This window comes from Geminicoccus roseus DSM 18922 (assembly GCF_000427665.1).
Lineage (GTDB): Bacteria > Pseudomonadota > Alphaproteobacteria > Geminicoccales > Geminicoccaceae > Geminicoccus > Geminicoccus roseus.
On record NZ_KE386572.1, the window covers coordinates 2715669 to 2736711 of the forward strand.

Genomic DNA, 21043 nt, shown 5'->3' on the forward strand with positions numbered 1-21043 from the left:
CGCAGCCCCTTGCGCCACCGCCTGGAGCACCCCCATGCCGGCATCGTCCCAACGCCCGACCATTGCCCGGATCTGGCGCGGCCGCACCACCGCCGCCCGCGCCGACGAGTATGCCGCCTACCTGCACGAACATGGCATCCGTCCGCTGATGGAGAAGGCGCTGGGCGTGCAGCAGCTGCGCGAGGAGCGCGGCGACGAGACCGAGTTCGTGACCATCTCCTACTGGGAAAGCGTCGAGGCGATGAGCCGGTTCGCCGGCAGCGACCCGACCCGCATCCACCACCTGGAGCGCGACCGGGAGTTCCTGGTCGAGCTGCCGGAAAGCGTGCAGGTCCTGGCGATCGTCACCAGCCACGGTGACTGCGGCGGCGGCTGAGCAGCGCCGGTTCTTGATCCGGATCAATGCTGGCCCCCGGGCCCGGTCCCATTCTGCCGCCACCAGCGCCAAGCGGAGGGAGCAAGGGCCATGGCCAAGATGAAGGCTGCCATCTTCATCGAGAAGAACCGGATCGTCCTGGGTGAGAAGCCGGTGCCGGAGGTCGGGCCGCTCGGCGCCCTGCTGCGCGTCACCACCACCACGATCTGCGGCACCGACGTCCACATCCTGAAGGGCGAGTACCCGGTCGAGAAGGGGCTGACGGTCGGCCACGAGCCGGTCGGCATCATCGAAAAGCTGGGTTCGGCCGTGTCCGGCTACCAGGAGGGGCAGCGGGTCATCGCCGGGGCGATCACGCCCAGCGGCACCACCAATGCCTGCATGTGCGGCTGCGGCTCCCAGGACGGCGTCGGCACCCGGCACGGCTTCAAGGCGACCGGCGGCTGGAAGTTCGGCAACATCATTGATGGCTGCCAAGCCGAGTATGTGCTGGTGCCGGATGCCATGGCCAACCTGTCGCCCGTGCCGGACGGGCTCACCGACGAGCAGGTCCTGATGTGCCCGGACATCATGTCGACCGGGTTCTCCGGGGCCGAGAGCGGCAAGGTCCGGATCGGCGACATGGTGGCGGTGTTCGCGCTGGGTCCGATCGGCCTGTGCGCGGTGGCGGGGGCGAAGCTGATGGGCGCCTCCACCATCATCGGGGTCGATACCGTCCCGGCCCGCATGAAGGTCGCCCAGGCGCTCGGCTGCGACCATGTGGTCGACTTCAAGGCGGGAAGCCCGGTCGAGCAGATCATGGAGATCACCGAAGGGCGCGGCGTCGATGTCGCCATCGAGGCGCTGGGCACCCAGAGCACGTTCGAATCGGCGCTGCGCGTGCTGCGCCCGGGAGGCACGCTGTCCAGTCTCGGTGTCTATTCCTCCGACCTGCGCATCCCGCTCGACGCTTTCTCGGCAGGGCTGGGCGACCACCGGATCGTCACCACGCTCTGCCCGGGCGGCAAGGAGCGGATGCGCCGGCTGATGGGCGTGGTCGCCTCCGGCCGGGTCGACCTGAAGCCGCTGGTGACCCATCACTTCAGCCTGGACCGGATCGAGGATGCCTACGACCTGTTCGCCCACCAGCGCGACGGCGTGCTCAAGGTCGCGATCCGGCCCTGACAGCCGGCGGAAGGCGACATCCCGCTGCGGCTTTCCACCGCGGGAGAATCGCCTGCACCGCCTGGATGGGTGATCGTCCGCCGGAACCGGAGCGCGGGTCGCGCTTTTCTTTCTCATGACCCAGCGTACCGGTTCCCAGAGATCCCTCCCGGCTGGAGAAGGTCTTGTTCAGGTCGAGGTCCGCCTGTCCGCGAGCACGGTGGCGGCCATCGACCAGTGGCGGCGCGATCGACCTGATCGCCCCAGCCGGGCCCAGGTGATCCGCCAGATCGTCGATGCGGCGGTGCAGGGTGAAGCCAGCGACAGCCTGCCCTCGGCCGAACGGTTCAGCCAGGTCCTGCGCTGACGCGTCCTTTGGCGGCACGGCCTGCCGACATTGACAGCCTGACGGTCACCCTGGTCGTGCATGATCCACGATACTGAGATGGGCGGTGCTTGATAGCGGCGCGACGAAAGATCGAACGCGTCGTTCTCCTGGACCAGGTCAATGAGGTGCTCAAGGAACGCATCCTCGACCACGTCGATGCGCTATCCGAGCGGTTGAGCATCGACGCGCTGGCGCGCGAACTGCAGGCCAGTTCCACGCCGCTGCGCGAAGCGCTCCGGCGGCTGACCGCCGAAGGTGTGGCGACCGCGACACCATCCCATGGCTTCTCCATGCAGTCGCTTTCTTAAGACAAGGATTACCCGGATCTTTCCAGTTCCGGATGGTGATCGAGCCCCGGGCTGCCGCCGAGACTGCGCGCCGCCGTCCGCCGGAGACCCTCGCGGCCCTGGAGGAGGCGCTCCAAGACATGAACGAGCAGCCGCTCCACCCGAGCGATAGCGGCCATCGAAACTTCACGCTGGCCGATTCGGCCTTCCATCTCGCCAACATGAACGGTACCGCCAATCAGCCCGCGGTCGAAAGCTTCCGGGACCTGCGCATCCATTTGCACATGTCCCGTTTGTTCATTCAACGCGGGCAGGATGCAGCGTCTGTCCGGAGCAGGCACGAGGCGATCCTGGCGGCGATCCGCACCGGGCGGCTGAGGAGATGCACGAGCGTCTCCTGGCCTCCAGGAGATCGCTGCTCGACTGAAGTCTTTCCACGATCGGCGGGGTGGCCCAGGCGGCCCCGCTATCCAACGCGCAGACATGGGAGGCGCACCAGGATGATGAAGAAACTGGCGATCGCACTGACGATCACCACGGCCTTGATGGCCTCCACGGTCGCCCGGGCGGAGACGCTTCGGTTCGGCCACGCCAATTCGCCGGGCGAGACGCTGAACGACATGTTCAACGAGTTCGCCGAGCGGGTGAAGGAACGCACCAACGGCGAGCTGGAAATCCAGGTCTTCCCGGCCGAGCAGCTCGGCAAGGAGGTCGACCTGATCCAGCAGGTGAAGTTCGGCGCCCTCGACATCTCGGCGCCCAGCATGCCAGCCATGGCCGGCCTGGTCCCGGCCATGGAGATGGCGAGCGCCCCCTTTCTCTGGCAGGACTGGGAAGAGGCTGAGGAGGTCATCCGTGGCCCGGCCTTCGAGCCGCTCTGGGACGAGCTGCGCGACCAGCACAACATCGTGCCGCTCACCAAGATCGCCTACTGGGGCTGGCGCAACTTCACGCTCACCGACCGCGAGGTCCGCACGCCCGAGGACATGGCGGGTCTGAAGATCCGCGTGCCGGAAAGCCCGATCTGGGTCGAGATGATCCGCGCGTTCGGCGCCGCCCCCACGCCGATCCCGTTCGGCGAGGTGTACACCGCGCTGCAGCAGAAGACGGTGGACGGCCAGGAGAACCCGATCCCGACCATCTACTCGCGCAAGTTCTACGAGGTGCAGGGCGTGCTCGTGCTGGACCGGCACATGCTGCAGAACAACACGGTGGTGATCTCCAAGACCACCTGGGACCGGCTGCCCGAGGACCAGCAGCAGATCCTGCGGGAAGAGGCCGAGGTGATCTCCAAGAAGAACTCGGAGGTGCAGCAGGGCCGCGAGACGAGCATGCTCGAGGAGATCCGCAAGGCCGGCAACACCACGATCATCGAGGACCCGGACCGCGACGCGTTCAAGGCCAAGATCGAGCCGATCTATCCTGAGCTCGCGGCGCGCTGGGGCGAGGACAACTGGAACCGCCTCCAGGAAGAGATCTCCAAGGTCCGCGGCGAGTAATTTCACCAGCCCGCTTCAATGGGAAGCAGCCCATGTCCGCCGTATGGATCGAACGGCTGGACGACATGCTGGCGCGCGGCGAGGAAGTCTTCCTCGCCGCGACGCACGGGATCGTCGCCACGCTCGTGATCGCCGCCGTGTTCTTCCGCTATGTGATAAACGACCCGCTGATCTGGTCGGAAGAATTCATCGTCATCGTCTTCACCTGGATGATCTTCATCGGGCTATCCAGCGGCTTCCGGCTGCGGATGCATCTGCGTGTCGACGCCCTTCTGGTGGTGCTGCCCGAGCGGGTGCGCGCCGTGTGCGGGCTGATCGCCGTGGCTGCCACCATGATCACGCTGGTGGGCCTGATCTGGTTCGGCTTCAGCCTGACCATGACCATGCTGCACAGCCCGACCCCGATGATGCGGATCTCGTCGGCCTGGGCGGTGAGTGCCGTGCCGGTCGGCGCCATCCTGTCCTGCATCCACATCCTTCGTCATGCCGTCTCCGACGGCCTCGGCCAGACCTTGTGGACTCCGGATCTGATCGGTGATCCGGACGGAGACGCCTGATGCTCGTTCTGCTTGGCGCCTTCGCCATCCTGGTGATCGTCGGCACGCCGGTCGCCATCGCGATGATCGGCTCGGCCGGACTGGTGATCGGGATGGAAGGCATCCCGCTGGCGCTGGTTGCCCAGCGCGTGTTCGCCGGCCTGCAATCCTTCCCGCTGCTCGCCATCCCGCTGTTCACGCTCGCCGGCTCGCTCATGAACGAAAGCGGCATCAGCGAGCGGCTGTTCGGCTTCACCCGCGCCATGGTCGGCCATATCCGTGGCGGCCTCGCCCAGACCGCCGTGGTCGGCAACGTGTTCCTGGCCGGCATCTCCGGCTCGTCGGTCGCCGACACCGCCGCGACCACAAGGGTGCTGGTCCCGCAGCTGGAGCGCAACGGCTACAGCCGCGGCTTCGGCGCTGCCCTGTCGGCCGCCTCGGCGACGCTCGGGCCCATTATCCCGCCCTCGATCCTGATGGTGCTCTACGCCTGGCAGGCCAACGTCTCGCTGGGCAACCTGTTCATCGCCGGCATCTTTCCAGGGATCATCATGGCCGGAGCCATGTTCCTGGTGATCGTGATCCTGGCGCGGGTGCGCCGGTATCCGACGTCCGGGGCCTTTTCCGGATCTGCTCTCTGGACCGCGTTCAAGCGTGCGATCTGGGCATTGCTGATGCCGGTGATCATCATCATCGGCTTCAGGATGGGAGCCGTCACCGCCACCGAGATCGCCGGCGTCGCAGCCCTCTACTCGGCGCTGGTCGGCATCTTCATCTACCGCACGCTTCACATCGGGCGCATCCCGCATATTCTGGCGACCACCGCCCGCGAGACCGCGGTGATTCTGATGATCGCCGGCGCGGCCTCGCCGTTCAGCTGGATCCTGGGCATCGAGCAGGCGCCGCAGCTGGTGGTGAGCACGGTGAGCGCCATCACCGACAACCCCTGGATGGTCCTGCTGATCCTCAACATCGCGCTCCTGATCCTCGGCATGTTCGTCGAGACCATCGCGATCATGATCATCCTGGTGCCGATCCTGATCCCGCTGCTGACGGCGATGCAGATCGACCTGGTGCATTTCGGGATCGTGCTGCTGGTCAACCTGGTGATCGGGCAGCTCACTCCGCCGGTTGGCGTCCTGCTGTTCGTGTCGATGACGATCGCGAAGGTCTCGATGGGACAGATCCTGCGCGAGGTCTGGCCGTTCTTCCTGGGGCTGACCATCGCGTTGCTGTTCATCACCTACATCCCGTCGATCAGCCTGTGGCTGCCCAGCCTGATCGGGCCGAACTGACCGGCTGTGCCGACGCCCACCGACCGGACCGGCCGGATCACCCACCGGTCCGGTCGGCCCGGAGCAATCCCCCCGTTCTGCGAGCAGACCATGCAAATTAACAGCATCAACCTCACCGATCGCGTGGCGATCGTCACCGGCGGCGCCCAGGGGATCGGGCTGGTCGTCGGCCGCCGCTTCCTGGAATCCGGTGCCAAGCTCGTCATCTGGGATGTCGTGGCGGATCGCCTGGAGGCGGCCAGGCAGGAACTCGAAGCGCAGGCAGGCGCGGGCCGGGTCCATGCCGAGCTGGTCGACATCGCGAACGAGCCGAACGTGGCGGCGGCGGTGAAGAACACCGTCGGCAAGCTCGGCCGGATCGACATCCTGGTGAACAACGCGGCGATCGTGGGACCCAACGCCACCCTGGCCGACTATCCGCTCGATGACTGGCGCAGCGTGATCGACGTCGACGTCAACGGCACCTTCTACTGCTGCAAGCACGTGACGCCCGTCATGCAGGCGCAGGATTATGGCCGGATCGTCAACGTGGCCTCGATCGCCGGCAAGGAGGGCAACCCGAACGCTGCGGCCTACAGTTCCGCCAAGGCGGCGGTGATCGCGATGACCAAGTCGCTGGGCAAGGAACTGGCCGGCGGCAACATTGCGGTGAACTGCGTGACCCCGGCCGTCGCCCGTACCCCGGGTGCGATGGAACAGTCGCCCGAGCACATCAAGTATATGCTGGCCAAGATCCCGCGAGGGCGCTTCCTGGAACTGACCGAGGCCGCGGCCATGATCGCCTGGCTGGTCAGCGAAGAGAACTCGTTCACGACAGGGGCGGTGTTCGATCTTTCCGGCGGACGAGCGACTTACTGAGGCAAGAACTCAAGAACTCTGGTAGCGTCCTCCGCGCGAGATCCACCGTCCCCTCCTCCGGAGACAAGTCGGCTTTTTGGAATGCCGGGGAACTGGATGCCCGCGTCGGATCTAGTGGGGGCGTGCTTGCCAAGGCACCCACCCCCTGCGTCCTTTGGCTCACCCCGCCATCCACGAATGCCTTGGTTGTAGGAGATCGTTGGTGCCTGCGGCTCCCCTTCCCGCCGATGAAGCCCAGCGTCTGGCCTCGCTGCTGGCGTGCGACATCCTGGACACGCCAGCGGACGAGCGGTTCGACTCGATCACCCGGATGGCGGCGCGGCTGTGCGACGTGCCGATCGTCCTGGTCTCGCTGATCGACGAGCGTCGGCAGTGGTTCAAGTCGGCAGTGGGGCTGGAAAGCGGGGGCGAGACGCCGCGGGAGCAGGCATTCTGCGCCTATGCAATCCTGCGCCCGCGGGAGCCGCTGGTGGTCGAGGACGCGACCCAGGATCCCCGCTTCGCCGACAACCCCGCGGTCAACGGGCCATTCCATCTCCGCTTCTATGCCGGGATGCCGCTATGCGACCAGGAAGGCCGGGCGCTTGGCACGCTCTGCATCATCGACAAGCGCCCGCGGCGGATCTCCGAGGACCAGCTCCGCTACCTGACCGACCTGTCGGCCTGCGTGGCGTCCCTGATCGGCCTCAACCGCAGCGTCCTGGCACTCCAGGAGAGCGAGGCGCGGGCCAAGCAGCATGCCGCCGAGCTTGAGGAAGCGCGTCGCAAGGCCGAGGAGGCCGACCGCGCCAAGTCGATGTTCCTGGCGGCGATGAGCCACGAGATCCGCACGCCGATGACCGGGGTGCTGGGGATGGCCGATCTTCTTGCCGAAGAGCCGCTCACCCCCAAGCAACTCCAGTATGTCGGGGCGATCCGCACCTCGGGCCGCCATCTGCTGACGGTGATCAACGACATCCTCGACTTCTCCCGGATCGACGCCGGCGGGCTGACCCTGGAGGAGATCGACTTCTCGCTCGGCGAGGTGCTGGAGCAGACCCGCGCCATCCTTGCCCCCCAGGCCGTCGACCGGGGGCTGCGCCTTACCTTCGACCTGGACGAGCACTCGCCGCCGGTGGTGCAGGGCGATCCCACCCGCCTCCGCCAGGTCCTGGTGAACCTCGCGGGCAACGGCCTGAAGTTCACCAGCACGGGCGGCGTCGAGGTGACGGTCCGTTGCACGCAGCCGGACAGCGAGCACGTGAACTGCCGCTTCGAGGTGCGCGACACCGGGATCGGCATTCCGGAGGATCGACAGGGCGAACTGTTCTGCGCCTTCACCCAGGCAGACCGCTCGACCACCCGCCGCTTTGGCGGGAGCGGCCTGGGCCTCGCGATCTGCCGCCAGCTGGTGGAAGCGATGGGGGGCCGGATCGGCCTGGAAAGCAAGCCCGGCCAGGGCAGCGTCTTCTGGTTCGACCTGCCGTTCCGCATCGGCCATGGGGCAAGTGTGACGGAGACGGCCGAGCGGGCGCCTAGCTCCATCCCGCCGATGCGGGTGCTGGTGGCCGAGGACGTGGAGGTCAACCGCAACCTGCTGGAGGCGGTGCTGACCCGGCACGGCCATCAGGTCAGCTTTGCCTTGGATGGCGCGGAGGCAGTGTCCCGGGTACTCGAGCAGCCCTTCGACGTGGTGCTGATGGACGTGCAGATGCCGGTTCTGGACGGCATCGAGGCAACCCGGCGCATCCGGGCGCTGTCGTCGCCGGTCGCTGCCGTTCCAATCGTGGCGCTCACCGCCAACGTCATGGAGGAGGAACGGCAGCGCTGCATGGCGGCCGGCATGAACCAGGTGCTCACCAAGCCGGTGACATGGCCCGACCTGTTCCGCACCCTGGCGATGTTCACCCGGAACGGCGCCCAGGTCGCAGCACCCTCTTCACGGCCGGAGCCCGTGGTCGACCTGATCGACAGGACGCGCCTCGACAGCCTGCGCGCCATGGCCGGCGAAGCAAAGTTCATGCTGTTCGTGCAGAACGCGATGAACTCGGCGGTGGCGCTTTTCGCGGAGATGCTGGACCTGCGGGACGAGCCCGCGGAACTGGCCAAGTCGGCCCACCGGCTGGCAGGCTCGGCGCCGAGCTTCGGCCTGGTCCGGATCGGGGTGCTCGCCCGCGAGATCGAGCAGCGCAGCGTGGAGCGGCAGGCGCTCGACGGCCTGATCGACCAGCTGGGCCTGGCCCTTTCGAAGACGAGGGAGGAACTGGTCCGCCTGGGAATCCTGGCGGGCTAGGGCCGGGCCTACCTGCTCCGTCCGCGCTCGCGGCGGGAAATTCGCCAGCAGGCGCAACGTCGGAACCCGTCACGCTTTTATGACAGCGGTGAGGCTGTTCTCCCGGGAGCGGCCGGCGGGAGGGCGGCGACTTGTTCAAGAAGATCCTGATCGGTTTGGCCGCTCTCTTCCTGCTGCTGGCCAGCGCCGCCGCAGCCACCTTCTACCTGGTCGACCCCAATCTCCTGAAGCCTTATGCGGAGCGCGCGATCAGCGCCGCGATCGGCCGGCCGTTCAGCATCCAAGGCGACCTGGAGATCGAGCGCGGCTGGATCATCAGGGTGCGGGCCCACGACGTCCATGTCGGCAATGCCGAGTGGGCCGAGCAGGCCGACATGGCATCGGTCGAGACCGTCGAGGCGAGCCTGGATCTCTGGGACCTTTTGACCAGGCAGCAGGTCACCCTGCCGGAAGTGATCCTGGACCGGCCGATCGCGAGCCTGGAGCGCAATGCCGAAGGCCAGGCCAACTGGCAGCTTGGCGCTTCCCCGGACGACGCTCCCTCCAAGGAAGCGCCGGCCGAGCGCGGCAACCTGCCTTTCATCGGAAAGCTCGTCGTCCGGGACGCGACGATCGACTACCGCGACGCAGTAACCGGGCAGGAAATCTCGAGCCGGCTCGACAAGCTGGAGGCGGCGAGCCAGGGCGAAGCCGGCCGGATGAAGGTGAGTGCCGCCGGCCAGGTGGACGACCTGCCCCTGGAACTGGAGGGCACCTTCGGCTCCTACCAGCTCCTTGCCGAGAGCGCCCAGCCGTTTCCCATCGAGGGAACGCTCACGCTGGGCAGATCCAGGATCGCGCTCGACGGGACCATTGCTGACCCGGCCAATCTGGAGGGCGTCGATCTCGACCTGGACCTGGCGGCCCAGGACCTGACCAAGGTGCTGGTGCTGGCCGGCCTGCCGGCCCCGGAGATTCCTCCGTTCGATCTGGACGGCCATCTGACCCGCAAGGATGGGGAGGTCCGGATGGAGGACCTGACCGGGAAGGTCGGCGACAGCTCGATCAAGGGCTGGGTGGCGTTCGGCTCCACCGGCGACCGGCCGAAGCTGTCGGGCGACCTTACCTCGGAGCAGTTCGACCTGGATGACCTGGCGGGCCTGATCGGCCGGCCACCTGCAACGGGACCGGGCGAGACTGCCTCGCCTCGCCAGGAGCAGAAGGCCGAGGAGGTCGAGGACAGTCCCTACGTGATCCCGGACACCCAGCTCAGCTCGGAGCGCTGGCAGGCGCTCGACGTGGACATGCGTTTTCGCGGAGAGCGCGTCAATGCGGGCAAGCTGCCGCTGGAAGCGGTCGAGTTCCGCATCGTGATGGACCAGGGCCGCCTGCGGCTCGACCCGCTGCAGGCGACCATCGCCGGCTCGTCGGTGGGCGGGTTCGTGGCAGTCGATTCCACCGCCGAGCCCCCGCAGGCCGAGATCGACATCTCCGCCAGGAAGCTGGAACTTGAACGGTTCCTGGGAGAGTTCGGCCTTTCCGAGTATGGCCGCGGCCTGATCTCGGCGCGGGTGGCCTTGCAGGGCCAGGGGGAGGGGCTCCGCTCGATCCTGGGCAGCAGTGAGGGCCAGGCTGGAATCACCATGGAAGAGGGTGCCCTCAGCGCCCTGATCGTCGAGGCGCTCCATCTCGACCTGGCCGAGGTGCTGACCGTGCTGTTCGGCGAGGAACCCGGAACGCCCGAGCAGTCGTTCGGCGTGCGCTGCCTCATTGCCAATTTTCAGGTGGCCGACGGCATCGCCTATGAGCGAACCTTCGTGCTGGACACTACCGACAGCCTGATCACGGTGAACGGGGCCATCAATCTCGGAACCGAGGCGATCGAGCTGGATCTCGACACGGAGCCCAAGGACAACAGCCTGTTCGCGGCCCCCTCGACCCTCTACCTGCGCGGCACCTTCGGCGAGCCGAAGGTGACGCCCGACCTGACCGGGGTCGGCCTTCGGGGGGCTGCCGCGGTGGCGCTGGGCGTGGTGCTGACGCCGCTGGCTTCGTTCCTGCCCTTCATCGAGATCGGCACCGCCGAGAATGCTCCCTGCGGCGCGATGCTCGCCCAGGCCGAGCAGGAAACGAAGGTCCCGGACAGCGGGGAGTGAGGTTGCCCTCCACTCTCCCGCATCCGGGCTGCGCCCCGTCTCAGTGCGCGGCGGGAGCCTTGCGGCCATCCTCCTTGCGGAGGGTCACCGGCACCGATTTCGCCGCAGGCACCTTGCTCTCCTCGGCATGGTGCGCGATCGGGATGAGCACGTTGCACTCGGGATAATAGGAGCCGACGCAGCCTCGCGGGATGTCGTAGGGCACCACCTGCAGCCCGTTGATCTCCCGGTGCACCTGGTCGTCCGAGGCGCCGACCAGGGTGACGAGCTCGTCCTGGGCCAGCCCGAACCGCTCCATGTCATCCGGGTTGATGAACAGGACCATCCGGGTGCCGTCGATACCACGGAAGCGGTCGTGATAGCCGTAGATCGTGGTGTTGAACTGGTCGTTGCTGCGCAGCGTGATCAGCCGGAGCATGTCCGGGGTGAGGTCCAGCCCATGGCTGCTCATCGTGTCCGGCACCACGAAATTTGCCTTGCCGGTATCGGTGTTCCACTTGCGCTCACGCGCGGCCAGGGGCCTGGGAAAGCCGCCCGGCGTCCACAGGCGGTCGTTGAAGTCCTTGAACTGGTCGGGATAGGTCGCCTCGATCGCGTCGCGGATCTTGGAGTAGTCGCCGACCCAGGCATCCCAGTCGACATGACCGCTGGATTCCAGCGTAGCCTTGGCCATCTCGGCGACGATGCGTGGCTCGGAACGCAGATGCTCGCTGATCGGCTTGGCGACCGCCCGGGAGCCGTGGATGCGCGCAGTGCTATCCTCGACGGTCACCACCTGCGGCCCGGTGGCCTCCTCGTCGATCTCGGTGCGGCCGAGGCAGGGCAGGATGTAGGAAATCTCGCTGGCGACCAGATGGCTGCGGTTCAGCTTGGTCGAGATCTGCACGTTGAGCCGCATCCGCTTCCAGCCTTCCTCCATCCGGTCCCGATCGGGCGCCGCACGCAGGAAATTGCCGCCCAGGCCGATAAAGGCGCGCACCGACCCGTCGACGATCCCCTTGCAGGCGTCCACGGTGGACATGCCCTCCCAGCGCGGCGGCTCGAACTTGTAGAGTTCCTTCAGCCGGTCGAGCGGCACCAGCTTGGGCTTCTCGGAAATGCCGACGGTGCGCTGGCCCTGCACGTTGGAGTGGCCGCGGACCGGCAGGATGCCGGCTCCGGGCCGGCCGATATTGCCTTTCAGCAGGAGCAGGTTGACCAGCATCTGCACGGTCTCGACGCCCTTGCGATGCTGGGTGAGCCCCATGCCGTACAGCGCGATGGTCGCCTTGGAGCGCACGTAGATCCCGGCGGTTTCCTCCAGATCGCCCCGCTTCAGCCCCGAATGATGCTCGATCTCCTTCCAGGACGTCCCCCGCAAGCTGTCGAGAAACGCCTCGAAGCCGTGGGTGTGCTCCCGGATGAACTCATGGTCGAGCACTGCAGGCTCGCCCTTGGCGGTCGCCTCGTCGTCCAGGACGACCAGGGCCTTGCAGATGCCCATGATCGCGGCGAGGTCGCCGCCCGATTCAACCTGGAAATAGTGGGAGCTGATCCGGGTCTCCTGGCCCAGCACCATCTCGGTCGGGCTCTGCGGATCGGTGAAGCGCTCGAGCCCGCGCTCGCGCAACGGATTGAAGGTGACGATCGGCACGCCGCGCTTGCTCACTTCCCGCAAGGGATGGAGCATGCGCGGGCTGTTGGTGCCGACGTTCTGCCCGAAGAACAGGAGGCATTCGGTGTCCTCGAAGTCTTCCAGGCTGACGGTGCCGACCGGCACGCCGATGCTCTTCGGCAGCGCCACCGAGGTCGATTCGTGGCACATGTTCGAGCTGTCGGGCAGGTTGTTGCTGCCATAGAGCCGCGCGAACAGCTGATACATGTAGGAAGTCTCGAGCGAGGCCCGGCCGGAGGCGTAGAACACGGCGGCATGGGGATCGATCGCCCGCAGCTCGCGGCCGATCTCGACGAAGGCATCGGGCCAGCCGACCGGCACGTACTTGTCCTGGGCCCGGTCGTAGCGCATCGGCTGGGTCAGCCGGCCGACTTCCTCCAGGTCATGGTCGGGCCAGCCGAGAAGTTCGGTGACGGTATGCGCGGCAAAGAAGTCCGGCCCGATCTTGTTGGCAGTCAGTTCCCAGGCGGTGGCCTTGGCGCCGTTCTCGCAGAACTCCGCCGGGTGCGAATCGGCCGGCTTCGGCCAGGCGCAGCTCACGCACATGAACCCGCCGGTCTTGTTCTGGTGGGGCAGGGCGGCGGTGACCCGGGCCAAGCCTTCCTTGCCAACATAGCGGAGCACCGACTGGGCCGATCCCCACCCGCCCGATGGACCTTCGTACGGCTTGATGGTGACCTTGGCCATGACCCAGCTTCCCGTTCGTGCCTGTGCGTCGGGCGGTCGCGGCAGGACTGCCCTGGACCTTCAACGCATCATGCCAAACAGGGTTTCCGCGCCCGCATGGACAGGGCGCGGACAAGCTAGGCTCAGCTGCCCACCACGATCTTCGCAAACCGGTCCAAATAGGGCTCGTTCAGCTCGATCCCCAGGCCCGGCGCGGTCGGTATGGCCAGCCTTCCGTCCTTCATTCTGGTCTCGTAGGCGACGTTCACGATGTCGTTGCGACCGTCCGGCCAGTACGGGAACCACTCCATGATGATGAAGTTCGGCATGGCGAACACGGCATGCACGGCGGCGGCCGTGGCGACCGGGGCGCCGCAATTATGCGGCTGGACGTGCAGGTTGTAGACCTCGGCCATGGACGCGATCTTCATCATCTCGCTGATGCCGCCGCACAACCCGATGTCCGGCTGCAGGATGTCGAGCGCCTGGCGCTCGACGAACGGCCGGAACTGGTAGCGGGTGTAGAGCCGCTCGCCGCCGGCGATCGGGATCGGCACCTCCTGGCCGACCTTCACCATCGAATCGACGTTTCCGGGATCGACCGGCTCCTCGTAGAAGAACGGCCGGTACTCGGCCAGCATCCGCCCGTAGGTGATGGCATCGGTGGTACCGAGATTGCCGTGGATGTCCAGGCAGATGTCGAAGTCGGGCCCCACCGCCTCGCGGATCGCCTTAACCCGGTCCACCGCGAGCAACGCCCAGTCGCGCGGGATGTGCCGGTCGGGGAAGCGGAAGACGCCTTCGCCGGTGGTCTCGAACGGATCGAGCTTGCAGGCCGTGTAGCCTTCCGCCTGGATCTCGAGCACCCGCTCCGCAGCCTGCTCGGGCCGCGCCATCTTGGTGAACCAGCCATTCGCATAGAGCCGGATGCTGTCACGCATCTTGCCGCCCAGCAGCTGCCAGACCGGCACGCCCAGCGCCTTGCCCTTGATGTCCCAAAGGGCGTTGTCGATGGCGCTGATCGCCCCGTAGAGCACCGGACCGGGGCTCTGGCCCCAGAAGGTCTTGCGGTAGAGCCGGTCCCAGATGGCGCCGATCTGGCGGGCGTCCTGGCCGAGCAGATGCCGCTCGAACAGCTGGGTCAGGGTGTGGATGGCGCCGCGATTGCCGTCGCCATAGGCCAGCCCGACCTCGCCGGCGCCGTAGACCCCCTGGTCGGTGTCGATCCGGATGATCACCGGGTGCTGGGAGATGTTGTGGGACAGGCCGTAATCGACGTCCCAGACGGTGAGCCGGGTGATCTTCATGACCGGCCTCCCACCACGATCCGGTCGAACCGGGCGAGGTAGTCGTCGTTCAGCTCGATGCCCAGGCCCGGCCGGTCGGGAATCCGGTACCGGCCCTTCTTCTGCTGGGGCTCCAGCGCTTCCCTCACGATCTGGTAGCGGTCGTCCTCCCAGTAGGGAAACCACTCCATGATGATGAAGTTCGGGATCGAGGCGTCGAGTTGCACGCCCGCCGCGGTCGAGACCGGCCCGCCGCAATTGTGCGGCTGGACGTGCAGGTTGTAGGTCTCGGCGTAGGAGGCGATCTTGCGCGCCTCGGTGATCCCGCCGCACAGGCCCATGTCCGGCTGGAGGATGTCCAGCGCGTGGCTCTCCAGATAAGCGCGGAACTGGTAGCGGGTGTAGAGCCGCTCCCCCGCCGCCATCGGGATCTTCACGTTCTCCGAGACCTTCTTCATGCAGGCCACGTTCATGGGATCGACCGGCTCCTCGTAGAAGAATGGCCGGGACGCCTCGAGCATCCGCCCGTAGATGATCGCGTCCGTGGTGCCGAGATTGCCGTGCAGGTCGAGCAGGATGTCGACATCGTCGCCCACGGCCGCGCGCACCGCCTCGACCCGCTTCACCGCAAGGATCGCCCAATCGCGCTCGATATGCCGGCGCGGATAGATCCAGCGCCCGTCCGGCATGGTGCCGAACGGGTCGAACTTCAGCGCGTCATAACCATCCGCCACCACTTCCCGGGCGCGCTCGGCATATTCCTCGGGCGCATTCAGACCGGTGTACCAGCCGTTCGCATAGACCCGGATCTCGTCGTGGATCTTGCCGCCGAGCAATTCGTAGACCGGCACACCCAGGGCCTTGCCCTTGATATCCCACAAGGCCTCGTCGATCGCCGACATGGCGCCGTAGACGATCGGCCCGCCGCCCTGGCCCCAGAAGGTGCGACGGAAGAGCGTTTCCCAGATCGCCTCGATGTCGAACGGGTCGGCGCCGATCAGGTGGCGCTCGGCCAGGGTGCGGATCATGTGGATGCCGCCCTTGGCGCCCGTCCCGTAGGCGAGACCCAGTTCCCCTGCGCCGTAGATGCCCTGGTCGGTATTGATCCGCACGATCACCGGGTTCCAGAAGGTGTGGAAGTCCCGGCCATAGTCGACATCGTAGACCGTCACGGCGGTGATCTTCATCGGCAACGCTCCAGGAGGGTCAGGGCTTGATCAGTCCGAAGGCGCGGGGAAGGGCGAGGGTGAGGTCCGGCCACAGGCCGATCAGCACGACCACGACGGCGCCGCTCGCGATGTAGGGGAGCATCGCCCGGGTCAGCGGGCCGATCCCGATCTTGGCGATGTTGGCGACCGCGAACAGGACGTTGCCCACCGGCGGCGTGATCAGGCCCAGCACGCAGTTGATGATCAGCATGATGCCCAGCTGGACCGGGTGCAGGCCGGCGGAGAGCGCCAGCGGCGCCACGATCGGCGCGAACAGGATGATCGAGATGCTGGCGTCGAGCCACATCCCGCAGAACAGGAAGAACAGGTTGATGATCAGCACCACCGTCAGCGTGTCGTGGCTGACGCCGGCCAGCAGCGAGGTCACCACCGCCGGCAGGTTCTCCATGGCGAACACCCAGCTCATCGCCGAAGCGCCGGCGATGATGAAGAACAACCGGGCGGTGTCCATGGAGGCCACCGAAAGGATCGGGCCCAGGTCGGACAGCTTCAGGGTGCGCAGGAAGAAGAAGCCGACCACCAGGGAATAGACCACGCAGGCCGCCGCCGCCTCGGTGGGCGTGAACCAGCCGAGCACGATGCCGCGGATCAGGATGATCGGCATGATGATCGCGAAGAACGCGTCCCGGAAACCCAGGACCAGCTTCTTCGGCGTCACCTCGACCTCGACCTTGGGATATTGCCGGCGCCAGGCGGTCCACTGCACCTGGCCCATCTGCACCAGGCCCAGCACCAGGCCCGGGAAGATCGCCGCCAGGAACATGGCGCCCACCGACACGTTGGTGACCGCGCAGTAGACGATGATCATGGTGGAGGGCGGGATGATGGCACCCACCAGGGAGGTCGCCGCCGTGATCGCCGCGGAGAACGGGCGGTCGTAGCCCTGGCGCTCCATGGCAAAGATGAACATCCGGCCCTGGCCGGCGATGTCGCCCAGCGCCACGCCGGTGACGCCGGCGAACATCACGCTGGACACCACGTTGACCTGGGCAAGCCCGCCGCGGATCCGGCCGACGATCAGGTTGCAGAAGTCGAACAGGCGGTCGGTCAGCTTCGCCCGGTTCATGATCTCGCCGGTGAGCAGGAAGAACGGGATCGCCATCAGCACGAACACATCGATCCCGGCGAACATCTTCTCCGGCAGCATGCGCAGGAACAGGAGATTGCCCGAGAACAGGAAGTAGGCCGTCGAGGAGACCAGCATCACCAGGGCGATCGGCAGCCCCAGCACCAGCAGCAGCAGGAACACGACGACGAAGCCGGTGATGTCCATGGATCAGGCGGCTCCGTCTGCGGGAAGGGGGCGCCGGCCCGACAGGGCCAGCAGGTCGCCCCAGAGGTTCACCAGGGTCACGAACACCATGATCGCGGCCGCGACCGGGATCGCGAGGTAAGGCCAGAACAGGCTGATCCCGAGGGCAGGGGCGTGGGTGACCTGGCGGGCCAGGGAAGCCGTCCAGGACTGCTGAACCAGGATCACCAGGAAGCCCAGGACCAGGACGCGCAGCACGGCGGACAGGACGAGCTGCGCCTTCGGCCCCAGCCGGCTCTGCAGGAGGTTCAGCCGGATATGGTCGTCCCGGCGGAGCAGCACGGCAGCGCCCAGCATGCTGAGCCAGACCAGGAGGAAGCGGGTGAGTTCCTCGGACCAGGCGAACGAGAAGCCCAGCATGTTGCGCGACACGATCAGGACGGCGATCACCGTCGTCATGATCGCCAGGATCGCGTTGCAGATCAGCTCGATGGCACGGCACAGGCGGTCGGCCAGGCGGCTGGCGCGCGCGTACATGGGCGATGTCCTGCTCGGACGAAGGGGGCGGGCTAGACCGGCATCGGCCGGTCCAGCCCGCGAGGGCCAGAATCTCAGCGGTAGCCGTAAAATTCCTCGGCCTCGGCGACCGCCGCCATCAGCTCGTCCAGGACCTGCGGATCCATCTGGCCCTTCAGCCATTCGATCGCGGCCGGCTGTGCCTTGGCGCGGAACTGCGCCTTCTCCTCGGCGGTCGGGTCGTAGATCGAGACGCCCTCGCTCTCCAGGAAGGTCCGGCCGGACAGCTCGTTGGCGACCGAGAGGCCGCGATTGGTTTCCAGCGCCACGGCGGCGGCCTGACGGATCACGCCCTGCAGGTCCGGGGGCAGGCTCTGGTACCAGGCCTCGTTGATGGCGACCGTGTTGATGCTGTAGACGTGGCCGTCCAGCACCATGTTCTTCTGCACCTCGTAGAGCTTGGGCACCATGAAGGTCGGGATGGAGTTCTCCTGGCCGTCGACCACCCCGGTCTGCAGGGCGGTGTAGAGCTCGCCCCAGGCGATCGGGGTCGGCGACATGCCCAGGCTCTTGGCGATCTCCATGTGCAGGGGATGGTTCATGGTCCGCATCTTGATGCCGACCATGTCGTCGGGCGACTTCATCTCCTTGCTGGCCGAGGTGTAGTGCCGAAAGCCGCCGTTCTCCGACCAGAACAGCGGCCGCAGGCCGACCTCCTTGGCCATTCGCTCGCGCATCGCCTCGCCGACCGGCCCGTCCAGCACCCGCCAGGCGACCTCGCGGTTGACGAACAGATAGGGCACGCCGAAGGCCTGGATGTCGGGGAAGGTCGAGGCGAAATGGCCATCGGCCGGGTCACAGGCCTGGATGATCCCGTCCTTCACCTGGTTCACCAGCGACTCGATGCCGCCAAGCTGCGCACCGGGATACATCTCGACCTCGATCCGGCCGCCGGAGCGCGCCTCGATCTCCCGGGCCAGCACCTCCAGATGGGTCCAGGAGAAATTGTTCTCGAGTTCCGGCGACGCCGTGGCGAAGCGCATGGTGAACTCGGCGGCGTGGGCGGCGGCCCCGAGGGCGCCGATCGCCAGGGACGCACCCACGGCCAGGACCTTCAGCAAGCGAAGCGACATCGTTCCAGCCTTCCTGATCCGGACGGCCGCCTTCTTCGGGCGGACCTGTCTCGTCGTCCGACACAACTTGTATGTAAGGTACCGCTGATGTTGCGTCAGGCCGGGGCAGGCGGTCAATCCGGCAATTGCCGCCGGACGCGACGCAGCCGGAGTTGGGAAGGGGCTCGTCTTTGGCAGGGAAAGGGCGGCGGCCATCAGCCCGACGGGTCCGCCCGGGCATAGCGGCTCGACGGAACCGCAGCAGAACGACGCGGTCAGGCCGCGATCTGCTCCAGCAGATCCAGGGCGCGGACCACCGTCTGCTCGCGGACGGCGGCGCGGTCGCCGGGGAACACCACCTGCTCGTGGATCAGGCGGCCGTCCCGTGCGGCGGCCGCCAGATGGACCAGGCCCACCGGCTTTTCCGCGCTGCCGCCGCCGGGGCCGGCAATGCCGGTCACCGCGACCGCCAGATCGGCCGCCGACTGCGCCAGCGCCCCTTGGGCCATCGCGCGCGCCACCGGCTCGCTGACCGCGCCATGCGCCAGCAACAAATCGCCCGGGACATCCAGGACGCCGGCCTTGGCATCATTGGAATAGGTGACGAAGCCGCGATCGACCACGTCGGAACTTCCGGCGATCGCCGTCAGGATCCCGGCGATCATGCCGCCGGTGCAGCTTTCCGCCGTCACCAGGGTCAGCCCTTTGGACCGGCAGGTCGCCAGCAGCCGCTCGGCCCGGGCAAGGAGGACAGGATCGATCGTGATCATCACAGGTAGCTCCCGACCATGAAGACCAGAAGAGCGGCGTAGATGCCTGCCACCAGATCGTCGGTCATCACGCCGAGGGCGCCGTGCATCCTGCGATCGATCCAGCAGGCAGGCCAGGGCTTGGTGATGTCGAGCACGCGGAACAGGAGGAAGGCCACGATCACGCCCAAGAAGGTCAAGGGTGCCGCGGCCAGGGCCAGCCACTGGCCCACGACCTCATCCAGCACGAAATCGTCCGGATCGGGATGCTCGGCGGTGATCAGGTAGACGCCGCCCAGAATCACGCCGACGCCATAGAGCAGCAGCGCCAGGACACCCAGCGCCAGTGGGCCGAACGCCCAGTGCAGGACGATCCCGAACGGCAGGGCGGCGAGTGATCCCCAGGTGCCCGATGCCGGCTTGATGTAGCCGCTGCCGAACCAGGTGATCAGCATCTCGATCGACCGGGACGTCACGCCGGAAAACTGACGGTCACGAGCGCCTGCGCGGCGATCCCCTCCTGGCGGCCGATCGCGCCCAGGCCCTCCATGGTGCCGGCCTTCAGCCCGATCCGTTCCGGAGGCAATCCCAGGAGTTCCTGCAGCCGCGCGACGATCGCACCGCGGTGGGGACCGATCTTCGGCCGCTCGGCCATGATCGAGAGATCGGCATGCTCGAGCCGACCCTCCCGCTGCGCCAGGAGCTTGAGCGCGTGGCGGACGAACTGTCCGGATTCTGCGCCGCGCCACTGCTCGTCCGATGGGGGGAAGTGCACGCCGATGTCGCCTGCGCCGATCGTGCCCAGCAGGGCGTCGGTAAGGGCGTGGAGCAGCACGTCGGCGTCGGAATGGCCGGCCAGCCCGAACGGCGCCGGGATCTCCACGCCTCCCAGGAACAAGGGACGGTCCGGCGCGGTGGCATGAATGTCAAAGCCCAGGCCGCTGGCAAAGCGGCGCGGCCTGGCGCCGAGGGTGCGGGCGGCGATCGCCAGGTCGTCGGAGCGCGTCACCTTCAGATTGTCCTCTTCTCCATCCACCCAGGCCACCTGGCCGCCATCCCGGCGGACCAACTCGACATCGTCGGTGACGCTGGTATCGCCGGCGTGACGCCGATGCGCGTCCAAGACCGTCTGGAACCGGAAGCCCTGGGGCGTCTGCGCCCGCACCAGCCCGTCCCGGGAGATCTCGCCGCACACCCGCCCGGCTTCCACGCGCCTGAGGGAATCGACGACCGGCAGCCCAGGCAGCGCCGCGTCGGCTTGGTCCAGCGCCAGCAGCACCCGGTCGATCAGGCCCCTGGTCACCAGGGGCCGTGCCGCATCGTGCACCAGCACCAGGTCCGGCGGATCACCGGCCAAAGCTTCCAGGCCGGCCAGCACCGAGTCCTGCCGCGTGGCACCTCCAATCACCGGCGGCAGCAGATCCAGCCCGGCCATGGCGGCCTGGTAATAGTTTTCATGCCCCGGGGCGATCACCGCCCGCACGCCGGTGATGCGGGGATGATCCAGGAAAGGATGGATCGCTCGCCTGAGGACGCTAGAGCCGAGCAGGTCCAGATATTGCTTGGGCAGATCGCTGCCGAAGCGTTCACCGCGTCCGGCGGCCACGACGAGGACGATGCAGGTAGGCTGAGGCATGGCTCCAGGGTAGTCGAGGCTGCGAGAGCCGCCCAGTCCCGATGCACAACTCCCGGGCAGCCGGGTCGCACGGAAGTTGCCTTCTGCCTCGCTTGCGTCCGTCAACAGCCGAAGCTAGGTTGCCTATCGAAAAGGCACGACAGGCGGAATGCTC

At 67.0% G+C, this 21043-nt stretch carries 19 protein-coding genes and 1 pseudogene; 11 read left to right on the plus strand and 9 right to left on the minus strand.

The features are described 5' to 3' along the window. Positions 1 to 34: 34 nt before the first annotated feature. The 11 genes and pseudogenes from GEMRO_RS0113705 (at position 35) to GEMRO_RS0113755 (ending at position 10789) form a co-directional block, all read left to right on the plus strand. Positions 35 to 376, plus strand: a complete 342-nt coding sequence (locus GEMRO_RS0113705) for an antibiotic biosynthesis monooxygenase family protein (protein ID WP_027134446.1) — start codon at positions 35 to 37, stop codon at positions 374 to 376. 90 nt (positions 377 to 466) lie between these two features. Continuing rightward, a complete protein-coding gene (locus GEMRO_RS0113710; protein WP_027134447.1) occupies positions 467 to 1540 on the plus strand; it encodes an NAD(P)-dependent alcohol dehydrogenase in 1074 nt (357 codons plus the stop codon). Between the two features lie 199 nt (positions 1541 to 1739). Further along, positions 1740 to 1886 carry a hypothetical protein gene (locus GEMRO_RS34240; protein ID WP_157505587.1) on the plus strand — a complete coding sequence of 49 codons (147 nt, stop codon included), beginning with the start codon at positions 1740 to 1742 and terminating at the stop codon, positions 1884 to 1886. Between the two features lie 89 nt (positions 1887 to 1975). Next, complete coding sequence (locus tag GEMRO_RS29585) at positions 1976 to 2215, plus strand: GntR family transcriptional regulator (protein WP_027134448.1); 240 nt, start codon at positions 1976 to 1978, stop codon at positions 2213 to 2215. Between the two features lie 32 nt (positions 2216 to 2247). Continuing rightward, positions 2248 to 2517, plus strand: a pseudogene (locus GEMRO_RS35975) (FCD domain-containing protein); the annotation flags it as partial. A gap of 177 nt (positions 2518 to 2694) precedes the next feature. After that, positions 2695 to 3693: a TRAP transporter substrate-binding protein gene (locus GEMRO_RS0113730; RefSeq protein ID WP_035487221.1), complete on the plus strand. Its 999-nt coding sequence runs from the start codon at positions 2695 to 2697 to the stop codon at positions 3691 to 3693. A 32-nt stretch (positions 3694 to 3725) separates the two neighbouring features. Beyond that, on the plus strand, positions 3726 to 4250 hold the full coding sequence (locus tag GEMRO_RS0113735; protein ID WP_027134451.1) for a TRAP transporter small permease: 525 nt from the start codon (positions 3726 to 3728) through the stop codon (positions 4248 to 4250). Further along, on the plus strand, positions 4250 to 5524 hold the full coding sequence (locus GEMRO_RS0113740) for a TRAP transporter large permease (protein WP_035485318.1): 1275 nt from the start codon (positions 4250 to 4252) through the stop codon (positions 5522 to 5524). Before GEMRO_RS0113735 ends, GEMRO_RS0113740 begins: the two co-directional genes overlap by 1 nt. A gap of 90 nt (positions 5525 to 5614) precedes the next feature. Next, the gene (locus GEMRO_RS0113745) at positions 5615 to 6382 is read left to right on the plus strand and encodes an SDR family NAD(P)-dependent oxidoreductase (RefSeq protein ID WP_035487222.1); all 768 of its coding nucleotides are present in this window, start codon (positions 5615 to 5617) and stop codon (positions 6380 to 6382) included. Between the two features lie 202 nt (positions 6383 to 6584). Continuing rightward, entirely contained in the window at positions 6585 to 8654 is a 2070-nt protein-coding gene (locus tag GEMRO_RS29590) for a GAF domain-containing hybrid sensor histidine kinase/response regulator (protein ID WP_157505588.1), read from the plus strand. Between the two features lie 131 nt (positions 8655 to 8785). After that, the gene (locus GEMRO_RS0113755; RefSeq protein WP_027134454.1) at positions 8786 to 10789 is read left to right on the plus strand and encodes an AsmA family protein; all 2004 of its coding nucleotides are present in this window, start codon (positions 8786 to 8788) and stop codon (positions 10787 to 10789) included. A 40-nt stretch (positions 10790 to 10829) separates the two neighbouring features. Here the strand turns inward: GEMRO_RS0113755 and GEMRO_RS0113760 are convergent, their stop codons facing one another. The 9 genes from GEMRO_RS0113760 to ispD form a co-directional block, all read right to left on the minus strand. Then, complete coding sequence (locus tag GEMRO_RS0113760; RefSeq protein ID WP_027134455.1) at positions 10830 to 13130, minus strand: FdhF/YdeP family oxidoreductase; 2301 nt, start codon at positions 13128 to 13130, stop codon at positions 10830 to 10832. Positions 13131 to 13252: 122 nt separating this feature from the next. Beyond that, positions 13253 to 14416, minus strand: coding sequence for a mandelate racemase/muconate lactonizing enzyme family protein (locus GEMRO_RS0113765; RefSeq protein WP_027134456.1), 1164 nt, complete (start codon positions 14414 to 14416; stop codon positions 13253 to 13255). After that, positions 14413 to 15582 (minus strand): mandelate racemase/muconate lactonizing enzyme family protein, encoded by a 1170-nt coding sequence (locus GEMRO_RS0113770; protein WP_027134457.1) that lies wholly within the window; start codon positions 15580 to 15582, stop codon positions 14413 to 14415. The genes GEMRO_RS0113765 and GEMRO_RS0113770 overlap by 4 nt, the downstream gene beginning before the upstream one ends. Positions 15583 to 15601: 19 nt before the next feature. Further along, positions 15602 to 16897 (minus strand): TRAP transporter large permease, encoded by a 1296-nt coding sequence (locus tag GEMRO_RS0113775; protein WP_051329053.1) that lies wholly within the window; start codon positions 16895 to 16897, stop codon positions 15602 to 15604. A 3-nt stretch (positions 16898 to 16900) separates the two neighbouring features. Next, complete coding sequence (locus GEMRO_RS0113780) at positions 16901 to 17413, minus strand: TRAP transporter small permease (RefSeq protein WP_027134459.1); 513 nt, start codon at positions 17411 to 17413, stop codon at positions 16901 to 16903. Positions 17414 to 17487: 74 nt separating this feature from the next. Continuing rightward, positions 17488 to 18525 carry a DctP family TRAP transporter solute-binding subunit gene (locus GEMRO_RS0113785; RefSeq protein ID WP_051329054.1) on the minus strand — a complete coding sequence of 346 codons (1038 nt, stop codon included), beginning with the start codon at positions 18523 to 18525 and terminating at the stop codon, positions 17488 to 17490. Between the two features lie 254 nt (positions 18526 to 18779). Continuing rightward, complete coding sequence (locus GEMRO_RS0113790; RefSeq protein ID WP_407645432.1) at positions 18780 to 19271, minus strand: CinA family protein; 492 nt, start codon at positions 19269 to 19271, stop codon at positions 18780 to 18782. 2 nt (positions 19272 to 19273) lie between these two features. Beyond that, the gene (locus tag GEMRO_RS0113795) at positions 19274 to 19729 is read right to left on the minus strand and encodes a phosphatidylglycerophosphatase A family protein (RefSeq protein WP_027134462.1); all 456 of its coding nucleotides are present in this window, start codon (positions 19727 to 19729) and stop codon (positions 19274 to 19276) included. Further along, entirely contained in the window at positions 19726 to 20889 is a 1164-nt protein-coding gene (ispD, locus tag GEMRO_RS0113800; RefSeq protein ID WP_027134463.1) for a 2-C-methyl-D-erythritol 4-phosphate cytidylyltransferase, read from the minus strand. The genes GEMRO_RS0113795 and ispD overlap by 4 nt, the downstream gene beginning before the upstream one ends. Positions 20890 to 21043: the final 154 nt, after the last annotated feature.

Excerpts from the sequence above, each read along its gene's own strand:
- GEMRO_RS0113775 (WP_051329053.1), bottom strand. The coding sequence starts at position 16,897 with ATGGACATCACCGGCTTCGTCGTCGTGTTCCTGCTGCTGCTGGTGCTG.
- GEMRO_RS0113745 (WP_035487222.1), top strand. The coding sequence starts at position 5,615 with ATGCAAATTAACAGCATCAACCTCACCGATCGCGTGGCGATCGTCACC.
- GEMRO_RS0113770 (WP_027134457.1), bottom strand. The coding sequence starts at position 15,582 with ATGAAGATCACCGCCGTGACGGTCTACGATGTCGACTATGGCCGGGAC.
- GEMRO_RS0113765 (WP_027134456.1), bottom strand. The coding sequence starts at position 14,416 with ATGAAGATCACCCGGCTCACCGTCTGGGACGTCGATTACGGCCTGTCC.
- GEMRO_RS0113730 (WP_035487221.1), top strand. The coding sequence starts at position 2,695 with ATGATGAAGAAACTGGCGATCGCACTGACGATCACCACGGCCTTGATG.
- ispD (WP_027134463.1), bottom strand. The coding sequence starts at position 20,889 with ATGCCTCAGCCTACCTGCATCGTCCTCGTCGTGGCCGCCGGACGCGGT.
- GEMRO_RS0113705 (WP_027134446.1), top strand. The coding sequence starts at position 35 with ATGCCGGCATCGTCCCAACGCCCGACCATTGCCCGGATCTGGCGCGGC.
- GEMRO_RS0113780 (WP_027134459.1), bottom strand. The coding sequence starts at position 17,413 with ATGTACGCGCGCGCCAGCCGCCTGGCCGACCGCCTGTGCCGTGCCATC.
- GEMRO_RS0113760 (WP_027134455.1), bottom strand. The coding sequence starts at position 13,130 with ATGGCCAAGGTCACCATCAAGCCGTACGAAGGTCCATCGGGCGGGTGG.
- GEMRO_RS0113735 (WP_027134451.1), top strand. The coding sequence starts at position 3,726 with ATGTCCGCCGTATGGATCGAACGGCTGGACGACATGCTGGCGCGCGGC.
- GEMRO_RS0113740 (WP_035485318.1), top strand. The coding sequence starts at position 4,250 with ATGCTCGTTCTGCTTGGCGCCTTCGCCATCCTGGTGATCGTCGGCACG.
- GEMRO_RS0113785 (WP_051329054.1), bottom strand. The coding sequence starts at position 18,525 with ATGTCGCTTCGCTTGCTGAAGGTCCTGGCCGTGGGTGCGTCCCTGGCG.
- GEMRO_RS0113710 (WP_027134447.1), top strand. The coding sequence starts at position 467 with ATGGCCAAGATGAAGGCTGCCATCTTCATCGAGAAGAACCGGATCGTC.